The organism is Methylobacterium hispanicum (assembly GCF_022179285.1).
GTDB lineage: Bacteria > Pseudomonadota > Alphaproteobacteria > Rhizobiales > Beijerinckiaceae > Methylobacterium > Methylobacterium hispanicum.
This window is the reverse complement of the sequence record NZ_BPQO01000005.1, coordinates 17,430-36,457: the sequence shown is the minus strand read 5'-3', so window position 1 is coordinate 36,457 and position 19,028 is coordinate 17,430. Positions and strand designations below refer to the sequence as shown.

At 71.0% G+C, this 19,028-nt stretch carries 16 protein-coding genes and 1 riboswitch; all 16 genes read right to left on the bottom strand.

Going from position 1 to position 19,028, the window contains the following annotated elements; genetic code table 11:
* Window positions 1–38: 38 nt before the first annotated feature.
* A complete protein-coding gene (locus MFF56_RS07085; protein ID WP_066921883.1) occupies window positions 39–689 on the bottom strand; it encodes a thiamine phosphate synthase in 651 nt (216 codons plus the stop codon).
* A complete protein-coding gene (locus MFF56_RS07080) occupies window positions 676–1,482 on the bottom strand; it encodes a thiazole synthase (protein WP_066921885.1) in 807 nt (268 codons plus the stop codon). The genes MFF56_RS07085 and MFF56_RS07080 overlap by 14 nt, the downstream gene beginning before the upstream one ends.
* Before the next feature lie 3 nt (window positions 1,483–1,485).
* Window positions 1,486–1,698 (bottom strand): sulfur carrier protein ThiS, encoded by a 213-nt coding sequence (gene thiS, locus MFF56_RS07075; protein WP_066921887.1) that lies wholly within the window; start codon window positions 1,696–1,698, stop codon window positions 1,486–1,488.
* Entirely contained in the window at window positions 1,695–2,903 is a 1,209-nt protein-coding gene (gene thiO / locus MFF56_RS07070) for a glycine oxidase ThiO (protein WP_238229884.1), read from the bottom strand. The genes thiS and thiO overlap by 4 nt, the downstream gene beginning before the upstream one ends.
* 68 nt (window positions 2,904–2,971) lie before the next feature.
* Window positions 2,972–3,102: riboswitch (TPP riboswitch) on the bottom strand.
* Window positions 3,103–3,234: 132 nt separating this feature from the next.
* Window positions 3,235–4,503: an adenylate/guanylate cyclase domain-containing protein gene (locus MFF56_RS07065; protein ID WP_066921890.1), complete on the bottom strand. Its 1,269-nt coding sequence runs from the start codon at window positions 4,501–4,503 to the stop codon at window positions 3,235–3,237.
* A gap of 127 nt (window positions 4,504–4,630) precedes the next feature.
* On the bottom strand, window positions 4,631–6,625 hold the full coding sequence (gene rpoD, locus MFF56_RS07060) for an RNA polymerase sigma factor RpoD (RefSeq protein WP_066921891.1): 1,995 nt from the start codon (window positions 6,623–6,625) through the stop codon (window positions 4,631–4,633).
* A gap of 199 nt (window positions 6,626–6,824) precedes the next feature.
* Entirely contained in the window at window positions 6,825–8,750 is a 1,926-nt protein-coding gene (gene dnaG / locus MFF56_RS07055; protein ID WP_066921892.1) for a DNA primase, read from the bottom strand.
* A 67-nt stretch (window positions 8,751–8,817) separates the two neighbouring features.
* Window positions 8,818–9,759 (bottom strand): ROK family protein, encoded by a 942-nt coding sequence (locus tag MFF56_RS07050; protein WP_082773018.1) that lies wholly within the window; start codon window positions 9,757–9,759, stop codon window positions 8,818–8,820.
* An 8-nt stretch (window positions 9,760–9,767) separates the two neighbouring features.
* Window positions 9,768–11,174, bottom strand: coding sequence for a dicarboxylate/amino acid:cation symporter (locus tag MFF56_RS07045; protein ID WP_066921907.1), 1,407 nt, complete (start codon window positions 11,172–11,174; stop codon window positions 9,768–9,770).
* A gap of 448 nt (window positions 11,175–11,622) precedes the next feature.
* Window positions 11,623–12,552 carry a CYTH domain-containing protein gene (locus tag MFF56_RS07040; protein ID WP_066921905.1) on the bottom strand — a complete coding sequence of 310 codons (930 nt, stop codon included), beginning with the start codon at window positions 12,550–12,552 and terminating at the stop codon, window positions 11,623–11,625.
* Between the two features lie 289 nt (window positions 12,553–12,841).
* Window positions 12,842–13,255: a peptide-methionine (R)-S-oxide reductase MsrB gene (gene msrB / locus MFF56_RS07035; RefSeq protein ID WP_066925026.1), complete on the bottom strand. Its 414-nt coding sequence runs from the start codon at window positions 13,253–13,255 to the stop codon at window positions 12,842–12,844.
* A gap of 58 nt (window positions 13,256–13,313) precedes the next feature.
* On the bottom strand, window positions 13,314–14,396 hold the full coding sequence (locus MFF56_RS07030; RefSeq protein ID WP_238229883.1) for a YihY/virulence factor BrkB family protein: 1,083 nt from the start codon (window positions 14,394–14,396) through the stop codon (window positions 13,314–13,316).
* A gap of 160 nt (window positions 14,397–14,556) precedes the next feature.
* Entirely contained in the window at window positions 14,557–16,077 is a 1,521-nt protein-coding gene (locus MFF56_RS07025; protein WP_066925030.1) for a malonate--CoA ligase, read from the bottom strand.
* Window positions 16,078–16,139: 62 nt separating this feature from the next.
* Window positions 16,140–16,481 (bottom strand): hypothetical protein, encoded by a 342-nt coding sequence (locus MFF56_RS07020; RefSeq protein WP_066925018.1) that lies wholly within the window; start codon window positions 16,479–16,481, stop codon window positions 16,140–16,142.
* Window positions 16,482–16,546: 65 nt separating this feature from the next.
* Window positions 16,547–17,404, bottom strand: coding sequence for a D-amino-acid transaminase (locus MFF56_RS07015; RefSeq protein ID WP_066925020.1), 858 nt, complete (start codon window positions 17,402–17,404; stop codon window positions 16,547–16,549).
* A 65-nt stretch (window positions 17,405–17,469) separates the two neighbouring features.
* Window positions 17,470–18,777: an adenylosuccinate lyase gene (gene purB / locus MFF56_RS07010; RefSeq protein WP_066925022.1), complete on the bottom strand. Its 1,308-nt coding sequence runs from the start codon at window positions 18,775–18,777 to the stop codon at window positions 17,470–17,472.
* Window positions 18,778–19,028 lie beyond the last annotated feature (251 nt).

Sequence of the window (19,028 nt, the reverse complement as noted above, 5' to 3'; positions counted from 1 at the left end):
GGGCAATCGCATAGGGCGGCCACGTGCCTCGGCGCGGTTCAGGCGACATCTCCGAACCGATTGACCGGAAACCGTCCGAGCAGGCGGCGCGTCGCCACGGCCGGATCGGGTGCGCGCATCAGGCCGCCCATCACCGCGACGGCCTTGGCGCCGGCCGCGAGGCAGGCATCCAACGTCTCGGCCGAGACGCCGCCGAGCGCCACGATCGGCAACCCCGTGGCGGCCGCGTCCCGGATCGCGTCGGGACCGAGGGCCGGCCCGTAGCCCGGCTTGCTCGCGCTGGCGAAGATCGGGCTCAGGGTGGCGTAATCGGCGCCCTCGAAGGCGGCGCGGGCGACCTCGGCGAGCGTGTGGGCCGAGACGCCGACGAGGGCGGCCGGTCCCAGACGCGCGCGGGCCGCGGCGATCCGGTCATGCTGGCCGCCGCCGAGATGCACGCCATCAGCGCCGAGTTCCGCCGCGAGGTCGAGGTCGCCGCCGATCGTCAGCCGCGCACCGGCCGCCCGTGTCAGGCCGAGCAGGGTCGCGCCGAGGCGGCGGCGCTCGGCCGGATCGAGGTCCCGGTCGCGGAACCAGACCCAGCGGGCGCCGCCATCGAGGCAGGCCGCCACCGTGTCGGCGAGCGAGCGGTCCGAGCCGAGCCGGTCGGTGACGACGAGGAGCGGCCCCGGAAGGCTAAGAGCCGACAAGGCCGAGCTGCGGGCTCGACGGCTCGGCCCGGCCGCGCCTGGGGATGCGGCCCGCAAGATGCGCGTCGCGCCCCGCCTCGACGGCGCGACGCATGGCGCGGGCCATGCGGACCGGATCGTCGGCCTTCGCCACCGCGGTGTTGATGAGGCAGGCCGAGGCGCCGAGCTCCATCGCGATCACCGCGTCGGAGGCCGTGCCGATGCCGGCATCGACCACCACCGGCACGCGGGCGCGGCGGCAGATCAGCTCGAGATTGGCCGGGTTCGCCACGCCCATGCCGGAGCCGATCAGCGATCCCATCGGCATCACGGCGGCGCAGCCGATGTCTTCGAGGCGCTGGCAGACGATCGGGTCGTCGTTGCAGTAGGGCAGCACCGTGAAGCCGTCGTCCACGAGGTGGCGGCAAGCCTCGATCAATTCGGCGACGTCCGGGTAGAGGGTCTCGCGGTCGCCGATCACCTCGACCTTGATCCAGGTCGTGTCGAGCGCCTCGCGGGCGAGCTCGGCGGTCATGATCGCGTCGCGGGCGGTCTCGCAGCCGGCGGTGTTGGGCAGGAAGCGCTTGCCCTTGAGGATCTTGACCGTATCCGAGCCGTGGCCCTGGAGCGAGACACGGCGGATCGAGGCGGTGACGACCTCCGCCCCGCTGGCCTCGACGGCATCGCGCATGATCGCCTGGCTCGGGTAGCCGGCTGTGCCGATGAACAGGCGGCTTCCCAGCGGCACGCCCGCGATCACCAGCGGGTCGTCCGTCCCGGGCCGCAGCGGGGTGACGGTGTTCTGCTCGCTCATGCTCTAGCCTCCCTGCATGGCGCGGACGATCTCGATGCGGTCGCCGTCGCGCACGGGCGTCGCCTCCCAGTCCCGGCGGCGCACCACACGGCCGTTCAGCGCGATGGCGACGCCCTCCGGGCTCTCGATACCGCTCTCCACGGCCTCGGCCCGGAACACCGCCGCGACGGTTTCGGCCGCGTGCTCGCGCGGCTCGCCGTTGACGAGGATGCTCATGCGATGGCCCGCGCCTCGGCCCGGAAGCGGGCGAGCGTGAAGGGGCGGGCTATCTCGGGGAGCGCGCCGGTGGTGAGGAGAGCGGCCACCGCGTCGGCGGTTGCGGGCGCCACCAGGTAGCCGTTGCGGTGGTGGCCGGTGGCCGCCACGAGGCCCGGCGCCAGGGTGTCGATGATCGGTGCGTCGTCGTCCGAGGTCGGGCGGTAGCCGCTCCACACGGCCTCGACCGCCATCTCCTCGATGCCCGGCAGAACTCGGCGCGCGCCTTCGAGCAGCGCGTAGAGCCCGCCCGCGGTGACGCCCTCGCGAAACCCGCAATCCTCGACCGTGGCGCCGACGATCAGGTGCCCGTCGCCCTTCGGCGCCATGTGGACCTGCTCGGTCCAGACCATGTGGGCGAGCGTGCCGGTCTGCCGGGTGGTGCGCAGCGCCAGCGACTGGCCCTTGAGCGGGCGCACCGGCAGGGCGAGGTGGTCGGGCAGAAGGCCGGCCGCGCCGCTCCAGGCACCGCTCGCCAGCACCACGGTCCCGGCCGCGATCGTGCCGCGCTCCGTCGCGAGGCCGGTGACGCGGGAGCCGGTCCAGTCGAGCCCGGTCGCGGCGCAGCCCTCCACCACGGCGACGCCGGCCGCCCGGCAGGCCGCCACCAGCGCCCGCATCACCTTGCGGGGATCGACCTGATGGTCGAGCGGGCAGAACACGCCCGCCGTCACCGAGGGGCGGAGCGTCGGCTCGCGACGGCGCACCTCGGTGCCGGCGAGCCACTCGGCGGCGACACCGGAGCGGCGCTGCAGGTCGTAGCGGAAGCGCAGGCGCTCGACCTCGTCCCGGCCGATGGCCAGCACCAGCGTGCCCTCCTGGCGGTAGTCGATATCGATGCCGGAGGCCGCCTGAAGGTCGTCGCGAAAGTCCGGCCAGCGGGCGAGCGAATCGAGGGCGAGCGGCAGGAGCAGGTCGGAGCCCGGCTCGTGCTCGGCGGCGGGCGCCAGCATGCCCGTGGCGGCAAGGCTCGCGCCCGCGCCGACGCGCTCCCGCTCGACCACCACAACGCTCTTGCCGGAACGGGCAAGCCGCCACGCGCTGGCGAGCCCGATCAGGCCGCCGCCGACGACCGCGACGTCCGCGCGCTCCGGTAGGCCCTGCGCTTCGCCGGCCTCGCCGAGGCCGCGGCGCTGTCCGATGGGTGAGGCGGGCCAGTCTGCCACGCTGCGATCTCCGCGTCTGCCCGCAGGGATCGGTGGCCATCGCTTCCTGGTGAAGCGCGCGGGCCCGTCACGGGGCCCCGGTCCAATCCCTACGCCGGTATGAGCCGGATCAGGTTCGAAGGATTTCCGCGCCGCAGGCTCAGAGACGAGCGTGCCAGCGGTTTCTCAGCCCCTTGCCGGGGATCTCCCTGGAACAGGCGTGATGTGGACCCGGCGGGCGATCGGGTCAAGTACGGGGATATGAGAGGGGAGGGGTTTGGGAGAGCACGGGAATCAGCATCTCCCTCCCCCCTCTGCGGGGGAGGGCGACCGCGAGGGCTGTCGCTCGGGCTCAAGCCCGCAGGCGTTCCAGCACCGCCGCCTTCGCCTTCGGCTTGTACACGGCCATCGGCTCGTCGAATCCGTCGAGCTGGTGCTCGCCGCAATGCTCCGGGTCGCCCCAGAGGAAATCCACGAAGGGCTTCGACATCAGCAGCGGCTCGCCGAGCAGCCGGTTGAGGCGCGACAGGCGGCTGGCGAGGTTCACGTCGCGGCCGATCACCGTGAAGTCGAGCCGCTGGCCCGAGCCGACGTTGCCGTAGGCGGCCTCGCCGTGATGGAGCGCGATGCCGGCGGTGACCGGCACGGAGAAGAGGTGCAGAGCGTTGGCCTCGTCGAGTGCGGCCAGCGCCGACTCGGCCGCGGTCAACGCGCCCTTGGCGGCCCCGCCGAGGTCGTCGCCCGGCTCGCGGAAGATCGCGAGCAGCCCGTCGCCGAGATATTTCAGCACCTCGCCGCCCTCCCGCTCGATCGGCGGCACGAGGCAGTCGAAGAACACGTTGAGGAGGTCCACGGCCTCCTCGGGCGTCATGTCGGCGGAGATGCGGGTGTAGTCCCGCATGTCGGCGAACAGGATCGCCGAGCGGATGCGCTTCACCTGTCCCCGCCGGATGTCGCCCGACAGGATCGCCCGGTGCGGCTCGTCGCCCACGTAGATCCGCAGCACGTGGTCGAGCTGCTTGTTGACGAGGCGCATCTCCATCACGGCGGCGAGCGCCGGCATCACGAAGCGCAGGATGGCGATGTCCTCGTCGCGAAAGCCCTCGGGGCTGCGGGTCGCGAAGGTGATGCCGTTGCGGGTGCCGTTGGTGAAGAAGAGCGGCGCCACGACGTAGTGGGTGTAACCCGCCGCGCGCAGCTCCGGCACGATGCTGTAGGGGTCTTCGCCGGCCCTGGTCAGGTCCAGCAGTAGCCACTCGCCGGACTCGTGGACGGTGAAGAATGGGCTCTCGTGATAGGCGCGCTCCGAGACCTCGCCGTGCGGGAACAGGCGCACCGTCGAGCCGGCCTCGCGCGTCCAGACGCGGCCGATGCCGGAATATTCCGAGTGCAGGGTGTCGATCGCCGTCGAGGCACGGTCGATTGGCACGCCGATCCGGTTGAGGCGCTCGGCGAGGCCGGCGAGGAGGTCGTCGGCCTGGGGCAGGCGGGCGCCCTCGCTGAGCAGCCAGTCGCGGATGGCGACGCAGGGCTGCAGCGCCCCGAAGGGCACGTCGTCCGCCTCCGACCCGTCGGCCAGGGCCGTGGGCGGTACGGGCTGTGGCGGGCGGCGTTCGAGCATAAGGCCAAGGTGGTGGATCGGCCGGGCAAAGCAAGACGCGCTGCCATGCGGGCTTCCCCACCTCGGCGTCGCGCCCAGGATCTTAGCGCAGACGCCGCGCGTCATGGAAGACGCGCGGCGGGAAAGCTCAGTTGTCGAGGAAGCTGCGGAGCTTGCGCGACCGGCTCGGGTGCTTGAGCTTGCGCAGCGCCTTAGCCTCGATCTGACGGATGCGCTCACGGGTGACCGAGAACTGCTGGCCGACCTCTTCGAGGGTGTGGTCGGTGTTCATGCCGATGCCGAAGCGCATGCGCAGCACGCGCTCCTCGCGGGGCGTGAGCGAGGCGAGCACGCGCGTCGTGGTCTCGCGCAGGTTCGACTGGATCGCCGCGTCGATCGGCAGGACGACGTTCTTGTCCTCGATGAAGTCGCCAAGGTGGCTGTCCTCCTCGTCGCCGATCGGGGTCTCGAGCGAGATCGGCTCCTTGGCGATCTTCAGGACCTTGCGGACCTTCTCCAGCGGCATGGCCAGCTTCTCGGCCAGCTCCTCCGGAGTCGGCTCGCGGCCGATCTCGTGCAGCATCTGACGCGAGGTGCGGACGATCTTGTTGATCGTCTCGATCATGTGCACCGGGATGCGGATGGTGCGGGCCTGGTCGGCGATCGAGCGCGTGATCGCCTGCCGGATCCACCACGTGGCATAGGTCGAGAACTTGTAGCCGCGGCGGTACTCGAACTTGTCGACCGCCTTCATCAGGCCGATGTTGCCCTCCTGGATCAGGTCCAGGAACTGCAGGCCGCGGTTGGTGTACTTCTTGGCGATCGAGATCACGAGGCGGAGGTTGGCCTCGATCATCTCCTTCTTGGCCTGCCGGGCCTCGCGCTCGCCCTTCTGGACCATGTTGACGATGCGGCGGTACTCGCCGATCTCCAGGCCCGTCTCGGAGGCGAGCGTCAGGATCTGCTCGCGCAGCGTCGCGACCTGACGGCCACCCTTCTCGACGAGGTTCTTCCAGCCGCGGCCGCCGAGCGTGCCGACGCGCTCCATCCAGTTCGGGTCGAGCTCGTAGCCCTGGTAGTGGCGCAGGAACTCATCGCGCGCCACGCCGTGGCTCTCGGCGTAGCGCATCAGCCGGCCCTCGTGGCTGATCAGGCGCTTGTTGATGTCGTAGAGCTGCTCGACCAGCGCCTCGATGCGGTTGTTGTTGAGCGAGAGGGACTTCACGTCGGCGACGACGGTGTCCTTCAGCTCGATCTGCTTCTGGTTCTGGGCGTCGGTGTTCTGCTCGCCCGCGGCGCGGCGCTCCGAGCCCTCGTTCTGGGCCCGGCGCAGCTTGCGGTAGTTGTTGGCGATCGCGTCGAAAGTCTCGAGGACCTTCGGCTTGATCTCGGCCTCCATGGCGGCGAGGGAGACGTTGTTCTCCATGTCGTCCTCGTCGTCGCCGCCCTCGGGCGCCGCCGACTCGGAATCCTCGCCGTCCTCGCTCTCGCCCTCGGCGAGCTGCGGGCCGTTCTTGCCGTCGGGGCCCGCATAGGTGGCCTCAAGGTCGATGATGTCGCGCAGGAGGACCTTGCCCTCGACGAGCTCGTCCCGCCAGATGATGATCGCCTGGAAGGTCAGCGGGCTCTCGCAGAGGCCCGCGATCATCGCCTCGCGCCCCGCCTCGATGCGCTTGGCGATGGCGATCTCGCCCTCGCGGGACAGAAGCTCCACCGAGCCCATCTCGCGCAGGTACATGCGCACGGGATCGTCCGTGCGGTCGGTCGGCTCGCGCGTCGTGGTGGTGGTGGCGACCGCCCGGCTGGTCGGCGCCACCTCGGCGACCTCGGCCCCCTCGGGCTCCTCGTCGTCGGCGGCCTCGCCGTTGGCCGGCTTCTCGGCCGCGGCCTCGTCGGTCTCCTCGGCCTCGACGACGTTGATGCCCATCTCGGAGAGCTGGGCCAGCACGTCCTCGATCTGGTCCGGGTCGGACTGCCCGTCGGGCAGGACCTCGTTGACCTCCTCGTAGGTGATGTAGCCGCGCTTCTTGGCGAGCTTCACCATCCGCTTGACCGACGCATCGGTCAGGTCGAGGAGCGGTCCATCCGTCTGCTGCTCCGGAGCGGTGTCCGCCTCGTCCCGTTCCGTTGCCTTGGTCGCCATGATCAGCCTATTGTTTTGCCCGGCGGTCCGATGACGGGGCCTGCCGGCCACTCCGCATCATCGACGCCGCACCGCGCCTGCCGCGCGTCCGGACCTTCCGGCCGCGCCCTGTCCCACGTCCCGTATGCAAGCGTGACGCTTGACCGATTGTTAACCATGCCGCACGAGATGCGGCGCCTCCGTGCCAATGGCACAAGGATCAGGACACAGTCGAGTCGCTCGTCTCGGGCGGGGTCGTCTCCGCCTCTGCCGCTATCACGATCGCCAGCCCCTCCTTGGCCTGGCAGAGCCAGGACCAGTTCGCCTCGGTCGGCTCTTCGGCGAAGGCCCGCTCTGCCTGACGGAGTTCGCTATGTAGCGCTCCAGCCTTGCGGTGCAAGATCATGGCCTGCCTCAGGGCATCCTCGCGGAGCGCCGGGTCGGCATGCGGCTCCAGCGTGCGCCAGTCGCGCGAGCGCGCCATCGCCGTGAGCCGGGCCGCGGCTTCCCCGAGCCCGGCGCGCGCCAGCCGCGCCTCGATCACCGTCCGGTCCGGATCGCCGGCCTCGGCCGCGCAATCGAGCAGCAGCGAGAGGATCGCGCGCGCGTCCGGGTGCTCGAATTCCAGCACCATCAACTCGTCGGCGAAGGCGCCGATCATGTCCGGATGGACGAGGAGCAGGGCGGCGATCACCGCCTCGCGCACCGGGGCGGCGCCCGCAAAGCCCGCCGAGGCGGTCATGGACGGGCTCGGCGCCGCCCGCATCCGCGGGGAGGGGGGTGGATCGCCGGGCCGGGGCCGACGCTGGAAGCCGCCCCCGTACCCGCCGGGAGAGCTCCCCGGCCTCGGGGCGCCGCCGGGCTGGCGCGCGGCGTTGCGGGGCGAGAGGCCGCGCAGGCGCTCCTCGATCTCGTCGCGGTAGTAGCGCTTCACCGTCTCGTCGCGGATGGAGCCGACGGTCTCGCGCAGCGTCGCGGCGAGGCGCGCGCGGCGTTCGGGCGTGTCGGTCTGCCCGGCGGCGAGCGCGTGGGCCCAGAACACCTCGACGAGCGGCTGGGCCGCCGCGAGCACCCGATCGATCGCCGCGGGTCCTTCCGCGCGCAGGAGGTCGTCCGGATCCTGGCCCTCGGGCATCACGGCGAAGCGGAGCGACTTGCCCGGCGTGAGGAGGGGTAACGCCACCTCCAGCGTGCGGTGGGCGGCGCGCTGCCCGGCCTTGTCGCCGTCGAAGCAGAGGATGGGCTCGTCGGCGTAGCGCCAGAGCAGGGCGAGCTGCTCCTCCGTGACCGCCGTGCCGAGCTGCGCCACGGTGTTGGGGTGGCCGGCCAGCGTCATCGCGATGGCATCGACGTAGCCCTCGACCGCCAGGATGGTGCCGCGCTCGTGGGCGGCCTTGCGCGCCTGATGCAGGTTGTAGAGGCCCTGACCCTTGTGGAAGAGCGGGGTCTCGGGCGAGTTGAGGTACTTGGCCTTGGCCTCCGCCTGCATGGCCCTCCCGCCGAAGGCGATGACCCGGCCGCGGGCATCGCAGATCGGGAACATCACCCGGTCGCGGAAACGGTCGTACGGGACCGCGATGTCGTCGCCCGAGACGAGGAGGCCGAGCTCGGCCATCAGACCCTTCTCGACGTCCTTGCTCGCGAGATAGTCGCGCAGGCCGTAGCGCTCGCTCGGGGCGTAGCCGATGCGGAAGCGGCGCAGCGTCTCGCCGCCGAGGCCCCGCCGGTCGAGGTATTCCCGGGCGCCCGCGCCGACGGGTGCGCGCAGGCGCTCCTCGAACCAGAGGGCTGCGAGTTCCATCACCTCGATCGCGCCCCGGCGCTTGGTCTCGATCGCCGCGGTGTTGGCGGAGGGGGCGGGCAGCGCGACGCCGGCCTCGGAGGCCAGCCGCTCGACGGCCTCCGGGAAGGTCAGGCCCTCGGTCTCCATCAGGAAGGTGAAGACGTCGCCGTGCTTGCCGGAGGAGAAGCAGTGAAAGAACTGCTTCTGGTCGTTCACGTAGAAGGAGGGCGTCTTCTCGGCGTTGAACGGCGACAGCCCGCGCCACTCGCGGCCGGCCTTCTTCAGCTTCACCGTGCGACCGACCACGTCCGAGGCGGGCAGGCGGCTGCGGATCTCTTCCAGGAGGTGGGGCGGGTAGCGCACGGCTCTCTGCGGTTCGCGAATCCGTCGGCGGACCGGCCATTGTAGCGCGACGGTCGCCACCGCGGGGTTAAGCGGCCGCGCCTGTGGATTGCGGTGAGAGCGGATCTGAACCGTCCCCATTCCACAGCCAGGCCGCGCCGCGCACGCCTGAGGCGTCGCCGTGCAGGCTGGGCCGGATCGGCGTGTCGAACGCGTCCGAGAAGACATGGGGCGCGACCGCGGCGGCGAGGTCGTCGAGCAGTTCGGGCACCCGCGAGAGGCCGCCGCCGACCACGATCACGTCCGGGTCGAGGATGTTGACGACGTGGGCCAGGCTGCGTCCGAGCCGGTCCCGGTAGGCCGCGAGGCTCGCCCGCGCCGCCGGGTCCCCCGCCCGGAACGCCGCGATCACCGCCTCTCCGGTGGCCTCCGCGCCGGTGCGGCGGGCGTGGTCGGCGGCCAGGGCCGGCCCTGAGAGCCACGTCTCGATGCAGCCCGAGCGACCACAGTAGCAGGGCGGTCCCGGCCGCTCGGAATCGGTCGGGGCGGGGAGGGGATTGTGGCCCCACTCGCCCGCGATGCGGTCGCGGCCGGAGAGCGCGCGGGCCTCGATCGCGATGCCGGAGCCGACGCCGGTCCCGAGGATGATGGCCCACACGACGCGGGCGCCGGCCGCAGCACCGTCGACCGCCTCGGACACCGCGAGACAGTTGGCGTCGTTCTCGACACGCACCGGCCGGCCGAGGATGTCGGCGATGTCGGCTCGGAAGGGCCGAGCGTTGAGCCAGGTGGAGTTGGCGTTCTTCACGAGCCCCGTGCGCGACGAGACGGCGCCCGGCATGCCGATGCCGACGCTGCAGGATCCGCCGGCCTCGGCTTCCAGCCGGGCGACGAGGTCGGCGACGGCGCGGAGCGTGGCCCGGTAGTCGCCCCGCGGCGTCGCCACCCGCGCCTCCGCCCGGGTGGCGCCAGCCTGATCGAGGACGATCCCGGCGATCTTCGTGCCGCCGAGATCGATGCCCAGGCGCAATCCCGCACTCACTCGGCCGCGGCGACCTTCGTGCCCGGCGCGGGCGCGTTCTGCGTGTCGGTGTCCATCGGCTCGGGCGAGTGGTCCGAGATGTCGGTGCCGATGGAGACGGGATGGGCCATCACCTGATTGAGCTTGGCCGTGTCGAGCTCGCCCTCCCAGCGGCTGACCACCACGCAGGCGACGCCGTTGCCGATCAGGTTGGTGATGGCGCGGCACTCGGACATGAACTTGTCGATGCCGAGAACCAGGGTCATCGCCGCGACCGGGACCGGGTTGTTCGGAATGGCGGCGAGGGTGGCGGCGAGCGTGATGAAGCCCGCGCCGGTAACGCCCGAGGCGCCCTTCGAGGTGAGCATCGCGACCAGGATGATGGTGGCGTACTGCCCCACCGAGAGGTCGGCGCCGACGGCCTGCGCCAGGAAGAGCGTGGCCAGCGTCATGTAGATGTTGGTGCCGTCGAGGTTGAACGAGTAGCCGGTCGGGATGACGAGGCCGACGACCGAGTCGGAGGCGCCCAGCCGGCGCATCTTCGTCATCATGTGCGGCAGCACCGTCTCGGAGGAGGAGGTGCCGAGCACGATGAGCAGCTCGTCCTTGATGTAGGCCAGGAAGCGGAAGATCGAGAAGCCGGCGACCCGCGCGATGGAGCCGAGCACCACGATCACGAACAGGGCCGAGGTGACGTAGAACGTGCCGACGAGCCAGGCGAGGTCCACGACCTTCTGGATGCCGTACTCGCCGATGGTGAAGGCCATCGCGCCGAAGGCGCCGATGGGGGCGAGCTTCACGATCAGGCCGATGATGCGGAAGAAGACCTGGCCGGCCATGTCGATGGCGTGGGCGATGCCCTCCGCCTTCTTGCCCATGCCGGTGACGACGACGCCGGTGAGGATCGAGATCAGCAGCACCTGCAGCAGGTCGCCGGTGGCGAAGGCGTCGAAGAAGCTCTTCGGGATCAGCGCCATGATGTGGGCGACGGTCGAGTCGGCCGCGGCCTTCTGGGCGTAGCCCGCGACCTTGCTGGCATCGAGCTTCGAGGGATCGGCGTGGAAGCCTGCGCCCGGCTGGATCACCTCGCCGACCACGATGCCGATGAGCAGCGCCAGGGTGGAGACGACCTCGAAGTAGATCAGCGCCTTCAGGCCGACGCGGCCGACCTTCTTGAGGTCGCCGATCGAGGCGATCCCGTGCACGATCGTGCAGAAGATGATCGGCGCGATCATCATCTTGATGAGTGCCACGAAGGCGTCGCCGAGCCATTTGAGCGACTTGCCGAACTCGGGATAGAGATAGCCGACGGCCACGCCCAGGACGATCGCGATCAACACCTGGATGTAGAGCACCTTGTACCAGGGCTCGCGCGGAGCGCCGCCGGCCGGCTCGGCGTGGCTCGTCGTGGCAGCTTGGGTCATCTGGGCCATCCGGTCCCCCCGCGCACGGGAAACCCCGTGCCTCCTCGCGGTCCCTCTGTGGGGACACACACTCGATTCTTTTCAAACGGCGCGGATGAAACTGCGCCCTGGGTTGCTCTAGCGGCTTTGCCGAGGGCCCTCAACGCCGGCCGGACGGCCGGCCGCGCGGAATGCGTGACAAAAGCCCGCTGTTTCTCAGGGCAGTCGTTCGGACATATCGCGCGAAGCCGGGCAGTCGAAGCGTGACGATGGACGCCTCAAGACTTTCGAGCGCGCGCCCCAGCGGCTGGAGTTCAGTTGTTCGTGCGATTTCGCCCCCGCCCCGCGAAGCGCCGGCGCGGGCCGGCCGGGAGCGTGGTCGGCCTCTCCAGAAGCGTTTCGCCCGGCGACGCGGGTGCGCGGCCGGGCGAGAGCAAGGTTCGATGGTGGTGGGCGGGCGGAGCCGGCCTCAGGTCTGCGGCTGCGTCCGGCGCGGACGAACCGTCCAGCGCTCGAAGCCCGCGCCCGGATCCTCGCCGGAGGCCGGCTGCGCCGGCTCCTGCGGCTGCTGGATCGCCGCGCCGAGCGCCTGGGACAGGCTCTCGATCACGTCGTCGATGCGCGCGTCCGTAGGGCGCTGCTCCTCGGGCGCCGAGGCCGGAACCGGAGCCTGCTCGGCGACGGGCTCGGGCGCCGGGGCTGACGGCTCGGCCGGCTGCTCCGAGGCGGGCTCGGCGGCGGCGGGAACGGCCATCGTCGCGCCGGCAGCGCCACCGCCCGCGATGCGCCGCAGGGAGTTCACGACGCCCTCGTCGCCCTCCGGGCGGGACTCCGCCGCGCGCGGGGCGGTGTTGTTGCCGTAGCGGCCGAAGCCGAAGCGCGGCTCCAGCAGGTCGAGCACCGCGTCGAGCGCGGCGTTGCTCAGGGCCACGTCGCCGGCCTGCGGCACGCCCTGAAGCGCCACCGCCTGACGCTCGAAGGCGGCGTCCTCGCTGACCTCGCGGCCGAACCAGGCCGGGACCGAGAATCCGCGGGCGTCGTTCTCGTTGTCGAAGCCGACGCTGACGAGGTCGAGGGTGCCGGGGCTGACGTAGCGGTCGATCAGCACCTCGCGGCCCGTGACGGTGAGGGCGGTGCGGTCGTAGGCGGCCTTGCCGGGGCAGACGTCGAGCAGCGCGTCGCCGTGGGCGCGCGGCACCTCGGTGCGCTCCTCGTTGAGCACACCGTCGGCACCCTTCACGGTGAGGACGAGATGGCAGTTCTGCCCGTCGACGCGCACGAAGGAGGTGCGGCCGGCCTGCGGCGCGAAGTAGCCCTCGGTGATGCGCGACCCGCCGCGCTCCTTGCGGATCAGGCGGACCAGGGCGGGCGCGATCAGGAAACGGCGGACGACGCTCATACTCTTTACCTCCGCTTAAGCCTTCCGGCGGTACGCCGCCCGCCGGCGCGGGGCCGGCGGGTCGCCGTTCGGGTCGTGGTCGTCGGAAGACCGGAAGCGGACGAGCCCGGGCAGCCAGTGGACTGGGCAGCCAGGCCGCGCGTCGGGCGCGCGATCACCGGTCGACAGAACGATTACAACCTCTCCTGCCGTCAGGGACTAAGCAGAAAGCCGCCAAAATCAAGACGAAACCGGGAGATAGCCCCGGATCGCCGGCGCCGTCCCCACGGATTCGGGTCCTCCGGCCCGCCTAATCGGCCGGCTCGAAGTTCAACGCCACGCCGTTCATGCAGTAGCGCAGGCCGGTCGGGGCCGGGCCGTCGTCGAAGACGTGGCCGAGATGGCCCTTGCAGCGGGCGCAGTGCACCTCGGTGCGCACCATCCAGTGGCTGCGATCGACGGTGGTCTCGACGGCCCCGGGCAGGGGCTCGAAGAAGCTCGGCCAGCCGGTGCCCGACTCGAACTTCGTGCCCTGCTCGAAGAGCGGCGCGCCGCAGCCCGCGCAGGTGAAGGTACCGGCCCGCTTCTCGGCCAGCAGGCAGCTCGTGCCGGCCCGCTCGGTGCCGTGCTCGCGCAGCACCCGGTACTGGTCCGGGGTGAGCGCGTCGCGCCACTCGGCGTCGCTGCGGGTCTCGGGGGCGCTCGTCGCGTCGGTCGCGGCCATCGGATCCTCCATGTCTGTCGCGGCAGATATGGCGCCTCGGGCGGGCCGGCGCGAGTCGTCACGCCGCCGCGCCGAGGGAATCGGCCATGCGCGCCTCGCGCAGACCCATCGGCAGGGCCGGGCCGGTCGTGGTGTCGATCGCGGTCTGGTGCTCGATCTCCGCGTTGATCTCGCCGCCGAGCAGCACGATCGTCGAGGAGATCCAGATCCAGGTCATGAAGCCGATGACCGCGCCGAGCGATCCGTACGTCTCGTTGTAGTTGCCGAAATTGGTCACGTACCAGGAGAACAGCAGCGAGGCCACGAGCCAGAGCAGGCAGGCCACGACGCTGCCGACACCGACCCAGCGCCAGCGCGCGTGCTCGCGGCTCGGGCCGTAACGGTAGAGCACCGAGAGGCCGGCGAGCAGGACGAGCAGGAGCGCCGGCCAGCGCAGCGCCGCGATGAGCCACGCGCTGTTGCTGATCCCCACGAAGGTGAACACCACCGGCAGGACCACGATCGACGTCAGCGCCAGGATGATGAAGACGAGCGCGCCGACCGTAAAGGTGAGCGAACGCAGGTTCAGCATGAGGAAGCTGCGCTTCTCCTCCTCCTCGTAGACAACGTTGAGCGCGTCGAACATCGCCTTCATGGCGGCGTTCGCGCTCCAGAGCGAGAGCGCGAGGCTCGTCAGGAAGGTGAAGCTCAGCGCGCCGCCGCCCTTCGCGGTGATGCGCTTGACCTGTTCGCCGATGATGTCGATCGCGCCGGAGGGCAGCACGCCCTGCATCGCGGCGAGGTGCTCGTTGATCACGTTGGCATCCGCGACCAGGCCGTAGCAGGAGACCAGCGCGGCGATCGCGGGAAACAGCGAGAGGAGCGAGTAGAAGGTCACGCCCGCCGCGACCGAGAGGACCCGGTCCTTGTTGAACTCGAGGTAGACCCGGTAGACGATGTCCTTCCAGCCGTTCTGCGGGATCTCGTCCGGGCGTTTGGCACCGCGTCCGCGCTCGGGCTGCGTCGCGGCCACCAGCGCCGCCGAGCGGCCGGTATAGGAGCGCGCCCCGGTCTCGCCGCGCTCGGGCGGCTCGAGGGCCGCGTCGTCGGGGCCGCGCCTCGGTGCGAGCGCGAGGGCGATCAGGGCGGAGCCCAGAAGCATCGTCCACAGCACCGACGCGGGGGCGCCCTCCGGCGTTGCAGACGGGCGTGGATCTTGGGCTGTCATGGGGCAGTCGAGCACCGGCATGCGCGTGGGCGCGCACGGGTGCCAAACGTCGCCGTAGGGCGGGGTGTTCCGAGCGGGCGTGTGGACGCGCGCGTCAGCCCGCGTAGAGCCCTGCATACTCCTCGCGCAGGCGGTTCTTCTGAACCTTGCCCATGGTGTTGCGGGGCAGTTCCGCCGCGAAGAGCACCCGCTTCGGACATTTGAACTTGGCGAGCCGCCCTTCGAGATGAGCGAGGATCGCGGCCTCGTCCGGCGCGTTCTCGCCCGGCACCACCACCGCCGTGACGCCCTCGCCGAAATCCGGGTGGTTCAGCCCGATCACCGCCGACTCGACCACGCCCGGCATCGCGTCGATCTCGGTCTCGACCTCCTTCGGGTAGACGTTGAAGCCGCCCGTGATGATCAGGTCCTTGCCGCGCCCGACGATGTGGACGTAGCCGTCGGGGTCGATCTTGCCGAGGTCGCCCGTGATGAAGAACCCGTCCGCCCGGAACTCGGCGGCCGTCTTCTCGGGCATGCGCCAGTAGCCCTGGAAGACGTTCGGGCCCTTCACCTCGATCATGCCGACCGTGTCGGCCGGCAGCGCCCGGCCGGTGTCGGGATCGACCACCCGGATCGACACGCCCGGCAGGGGCAACCCGACCGTGCCGGCAACCCGCGCGCCCTCGTAGGGATTCGAGGTGCTCATGTTGGTCTCGGTCATGCCGTAGCGCTCGAGGATGGCGTGGCCCGTGCGGGCCTGCCACGCGCGGTGCGTCTCGGCGAGCAGCGGCGCCGAGCCGGAGACGAACAGGCGCATGTGCCCGGTCGCCTCGCGGTTCAGGCCGGGCTCCTTCAGCAGCCGGGTGTAGAAGGTCGGTACGCCCATCATGGCCGTCGCCCGCGGCATCAGCTTAAGAATCAGCTTCGCATCGAGCCGGGGCAGGAACAGCATCGTCCCGCCCGACACCAGCACCGTGTTGGTGGCCACGAAGAGCCCGTGGGTGTGGAACACCGGCAGCGCGTGGATCAGCACGTCGTCGGGCGTGAAGCGCCAGTATGCCCTGAGCGTCCGGGCGTTCGAGGCGAGGTTCTCGTGGGAGAGCATCGCGCCCTTCGAGCGCCCGGTGGTGCCCGAGGTGTAGAGAATCGCGGCGAGGTCGTCCGGGCCCCGTTCCACGTCGGCGAACTCGGCCGTGCCGGCCCGGTCCGCGGCCTCGGCGACGCTGCCGTGCCCCGAGGCGTCGAGGGTGAGCATGTGGCCGACGCCGGCCTTCGCGGCGACGTCGGCCAGCGCATCGCGCTTGCCCGGATCGCAGACGAAGATTGCGGGCTCCGCATCGCCCAGGAAGTAACCGATCTCGGCCGCCGTGTAGGCGGTGTTGAGCGGCAGGAAGACCGCGCCGGCCCGCACGACGCCGAGATAGAGGAACACCACCTCGGCGCTCTTCTCGACCTGCACGGCGACGCGGTCGCCCGGCCGCACGCCGAGCCCCCGAAGCGCCGCCGCGTACGCACCCGAGCGCGCCAGGAGGTCGGCGTAGCTGTAGGTGCGCCCGTCCTGCGTCTCGATGAAGGTCTTGGCGGGGTCGGCGGGCAGGCTCTCCCGCACGAGGGCGAACAGATGATTCGTCATGGCGGCGAGCCCTAGCACAGCCGCGCCCGCGCGCCAGCGGGGGCGACGGTGCCCTCCCGAGCCTACTTCGCTTCCGTGCCGGGCTGGCGGCCCGGCAGCTCGCCGGGCTTGATCACCGGCATCGAGCCGCCCTCCGTCTCCGGCGGCTTCACCACCATGCCCTCGGCGGCGTTGCCGGGCGGCTTGATCACGCCGTCGTTCCTCTGGAGCTTGTCGCTCAGATTCTGGTCCTTGGGCGGCGCGTCGGCCTCGGGGCGGACCCGGTCCGGCGGCGTCTGGTTCTGGGGCGGTAGCGCCGGATCGGTGTCGCGGTTCCTCAGGGGCGCGTCGGGGTTCTGCGCGAGCGCGGCCGATGCCCCGAGGGCGAACGCCCCGGCGGCGAGCCCGGTCAGGATCTTGCGCATCTCGAATCTCTCTCAGGCCTCACGTACGGCAGGGGGAACGAGGCCTGAGAGGATCCGTTCCGAGATCAGCCCGCGCGGGCCATCTCGATGTAGAGCGCGCGCAAACGGCGGCCGAGCGGTCCGGGCCGGCCGTCGCCGACCGCCGCACCGTCGATCTCGACCACCGGCATCACGAAGGACGAGGCGCTGGTGTAGAAGGCTTCCTGCGCGGCGCGCGCCTCCTCCACCGAGAACAGCCGCTCCTCCACCACGAGGTCGGCCTCCGCCGCGAGCCGCAGCACCGCCGCCCGGGTGATGCCCGGCAGCAGCGCCGTCGAGAGCGGGCGGGTGACGAGGCGGCGATCCTGCGTGACGATGAAGGCCGTCGAGGACGAGCCCTCCGTCACCGCGCCGTCCTCGACCATCCAGGCCTCGGACACGCCGGCCGCGACCGCCGCCTGCTTGGCGAGCACCTGGGCGAGCAGGGCCACCGACTTGATGTCCCGTCGCTTCCAGCGGATGTCCTCGACGGTGATCACCTTGGCGCCGCGCTCGGCCAGCGGGTTGGCCGCCACCGTCTTGGCTTGCGTGAACATCACCACGGTGGGGGCGGTGTCGGCGGGCGGGAAGCCGAAATCGCGCTCGTACACACCGCGGGTCACCTGCATGTAGACCAGCCCCTCGGCGAGCCCGTTGCGCGCGACGAGCTCCGTCTCCAGCCGCTCCCACTCGTCCAGGCTGTGCGGGTTGCGGATGCCGATCTCGCCGAGCGACCGGTCGAGGCGGGCCAGATGCGCGGCGTTGTCCACCAGCCGGCCATCGAGCACCGCCGAGACCTCGTAGATGCCGTCCGCGAACAGGAAGCCGCGGTCCATCACCGGGACCTTGGCCTCCTCGAAGGGCAGGAACGCGCCGTTGAGGTAGACGATGCGGGGAGTGGTCACGGCGGGTCCGGCCTCTGGCTGTTGGTCGTGCAGACGTGCGTAGCAGGATTCGTGCGGAGAGCGCGTCAGGCCTCGCCGAACACCCTCTGGAAGATCGTGTCCACGTGCTTCAGGTGATAGCCGAGGTCGAAGCACTCTTCGATCTGCTCGGGCTTCAACGCCGCGGTGACCTCCGGGTCGGCCTTGAGCAGGGTGAGGAAGTCGCCCTCGCCGCGCCAGACCGGCATCGCGTTGCGCTGGACCAGCCGGTAGGAATCCTCGCGCGAGACGCCGGCCTGGGTCAGCGCCAGCAGGACCCGCTGCGAGTGGACGAGGCCGCCGAGGCGGTCGAGGTTCCGCTGCATGTTGGCCGGGTAGATCAGCAGCTTGTCGATCACGCCGGTCATGCGGGCGAGCGCGAAGTCGAGGGTCACGGTCGCGTCCGGGCCGATCATGCGCTCGACCGAGGAATGCGAGATGTCCCGCTCGTGCCAGAGCGCCACGTTCTCCATCGCGGGGATGCTGTAGCCGCGCACCATCCGGGCGAGGCCGGTGATGTTCTCGGTGAGCACGGGATTGCGCTTGTGAGGCATCGCGGAGGAGCCCTTCTGGCCCTCCGAGAAGAACTCCTCGGCCTCCAGCACCTCGGTCCGCTGCAGGTGGCGCACCTCGATGGCGAGGCGCTCCAGCGAGGAGGCGACGACGCCGAGCGTGGCGAAGAACATCGCGTGCCGGTCGCGCGGGATCACCTGCGTGGAGACGGGCTCGGGGCTCAGGCCCATCTGCTTGGCGACATATTCCTCCACCCGCGGGTCGATGTTGGCGAAGGTGCCGACCGCGCCCGAGATCGCGCAGGTCGCGACCTCCTCGCGGGCGGCGACGAGCCGGGCACGGTTGCGGGCGAACTCGGCGTAGGCCTGGGCGAGCTTCAGCCCGAAGGTCACCGGCTCGGCGTGGATGCCATGCGAGCGTCCGATGGTCGGCGTGCTCTTGTGCTCGAAGGCCCGGCGCTTGAGCGCGGCAAGCAGCGCGTCCACGTCGGCGATCAGGATGTCGGCCGCGCGCACCAGCTGCACGTTGAGGCAGGTGTCGAGCACGTCCGACGAGGTCATGCCCTGATGCACGAAGCGGGCGTCCGGCCCGACGATCTCGGCCAGATGCGTCAGGAAGGCGATGACGTCGTGCTTCGTCACCGCTTCGATCGCGTCGATCCGGGCGACGTCGAACTGGGCGTCTCGCCCCTTCGCCCAGATCGTCTCGGCGGCGGCTTTCGGCACGACGCCGATCTCGGCGAGCGCGGTGGTGGCGTGCGCCTCGATCTCGAACCAGATCCGGAAGCGGGTCTCCGGCGTCCAGATCGCGCTCATCGCGGGGCGAGAATAGCGGGGGATCATGCGGGCGCCTCGATCAGTCCAGTGCGTGCAGGGCCGCGCCCCGGAGGACGCCGCCCGATGCGCGGCGCCTAGCACGCGGACCCGGCAGGCTCAACGCATCCGGGCGCCGGGCTCGGCCGCGCCCCGGATGTTGCCGGCCGGCAACATCCGGACAGGTTCGGCGATGGGTCGGGATTAGCCTCGGAGCGGGGGCGGACGGAGGTCCGGCCCCTGTATGAACGGCTTAGCCTGAAAGTTAGATTATGACTTAG

Bases quoted from the DNA above. Each gene is read 5' to 3' on its own strand.
- MFF56_RS07065 (WP_066921890.1), bottom strand. From the start codon at position 4,503: ATGCTCGAACGCCGCCCGCCACAGCCCGTACCGCCCACGGCCCTGGCC.
- MFF56_RS07030 (WP_238229883.1), bottom strand. From the start codon at position 14,396: ATGCTTCTGGGCTCCGCCCTGATCGCCCTCGCGCTCGCACCGAGGCGC.
- MFF56_RS07040 (WP_066921905.1), bottom strand. From the start codon at position 12,552: ATGAGCGTCGTCCGCCGTTTCCTGATCGCGCCCGCCCTGGTCCGCCTG.
- msrB (WP_066925026.1), bottom strand. From the start codon at position 13,255: ATGGCCGCGACCGACGCGACGAGCGCCCCCGAGACCCGCAGCGACGCC.
- purB (WP_066925022.1), bottom strand. From the start codon at position 18,777: ATGATCCCCCGCTATTCTCGCCCCGCGATGAGCGCGATCTGGACGCCG.
- thiS (WP_066921887.1), bottom strand. From the start codon at position 1,698: ATGAGCATCCTCGTCAACGGCGAGCCGCGCGAGCACGCGGCCGAAACC.
- MFF56_RS07045 (WP_066921907.1), bottom strand. From the start codon at position 11,174: ATGACCCAAGCTGCCACGACGAGCCACGCCGAGCCGGCCGGCGGCGCT.
- MFF56_RS07080 (WP_066921885.1), bottom strand. From the start codon at position 1,482: ATGAGCGAGCAGAACACCGTCACCCCGCTGCGGCCCGGGACGGACGAC.
- MFF56_RS07020 (WP_066925018.1), bottom strand. From the start codon at position 16,481: ATGCGCAAGATCCTGACCGGGCTCGCCGCCGGGGCGTTCGCCCTCGGG.
- MFF56_RS07025 (WP_066925030.1), bottom strand. From the start codon at position 16,077: ATGACGAATCATCTGTTCGCCCTCGTGCGGGAGAGCCTGCCCGCCGAC.
- rpoD (WP_066921891.1), bottom strand. From the start codon at position 6,625: ATGGCGACCAAGGCAACGGAACGGGACGAGGCGGACACCGCTCCGGAG.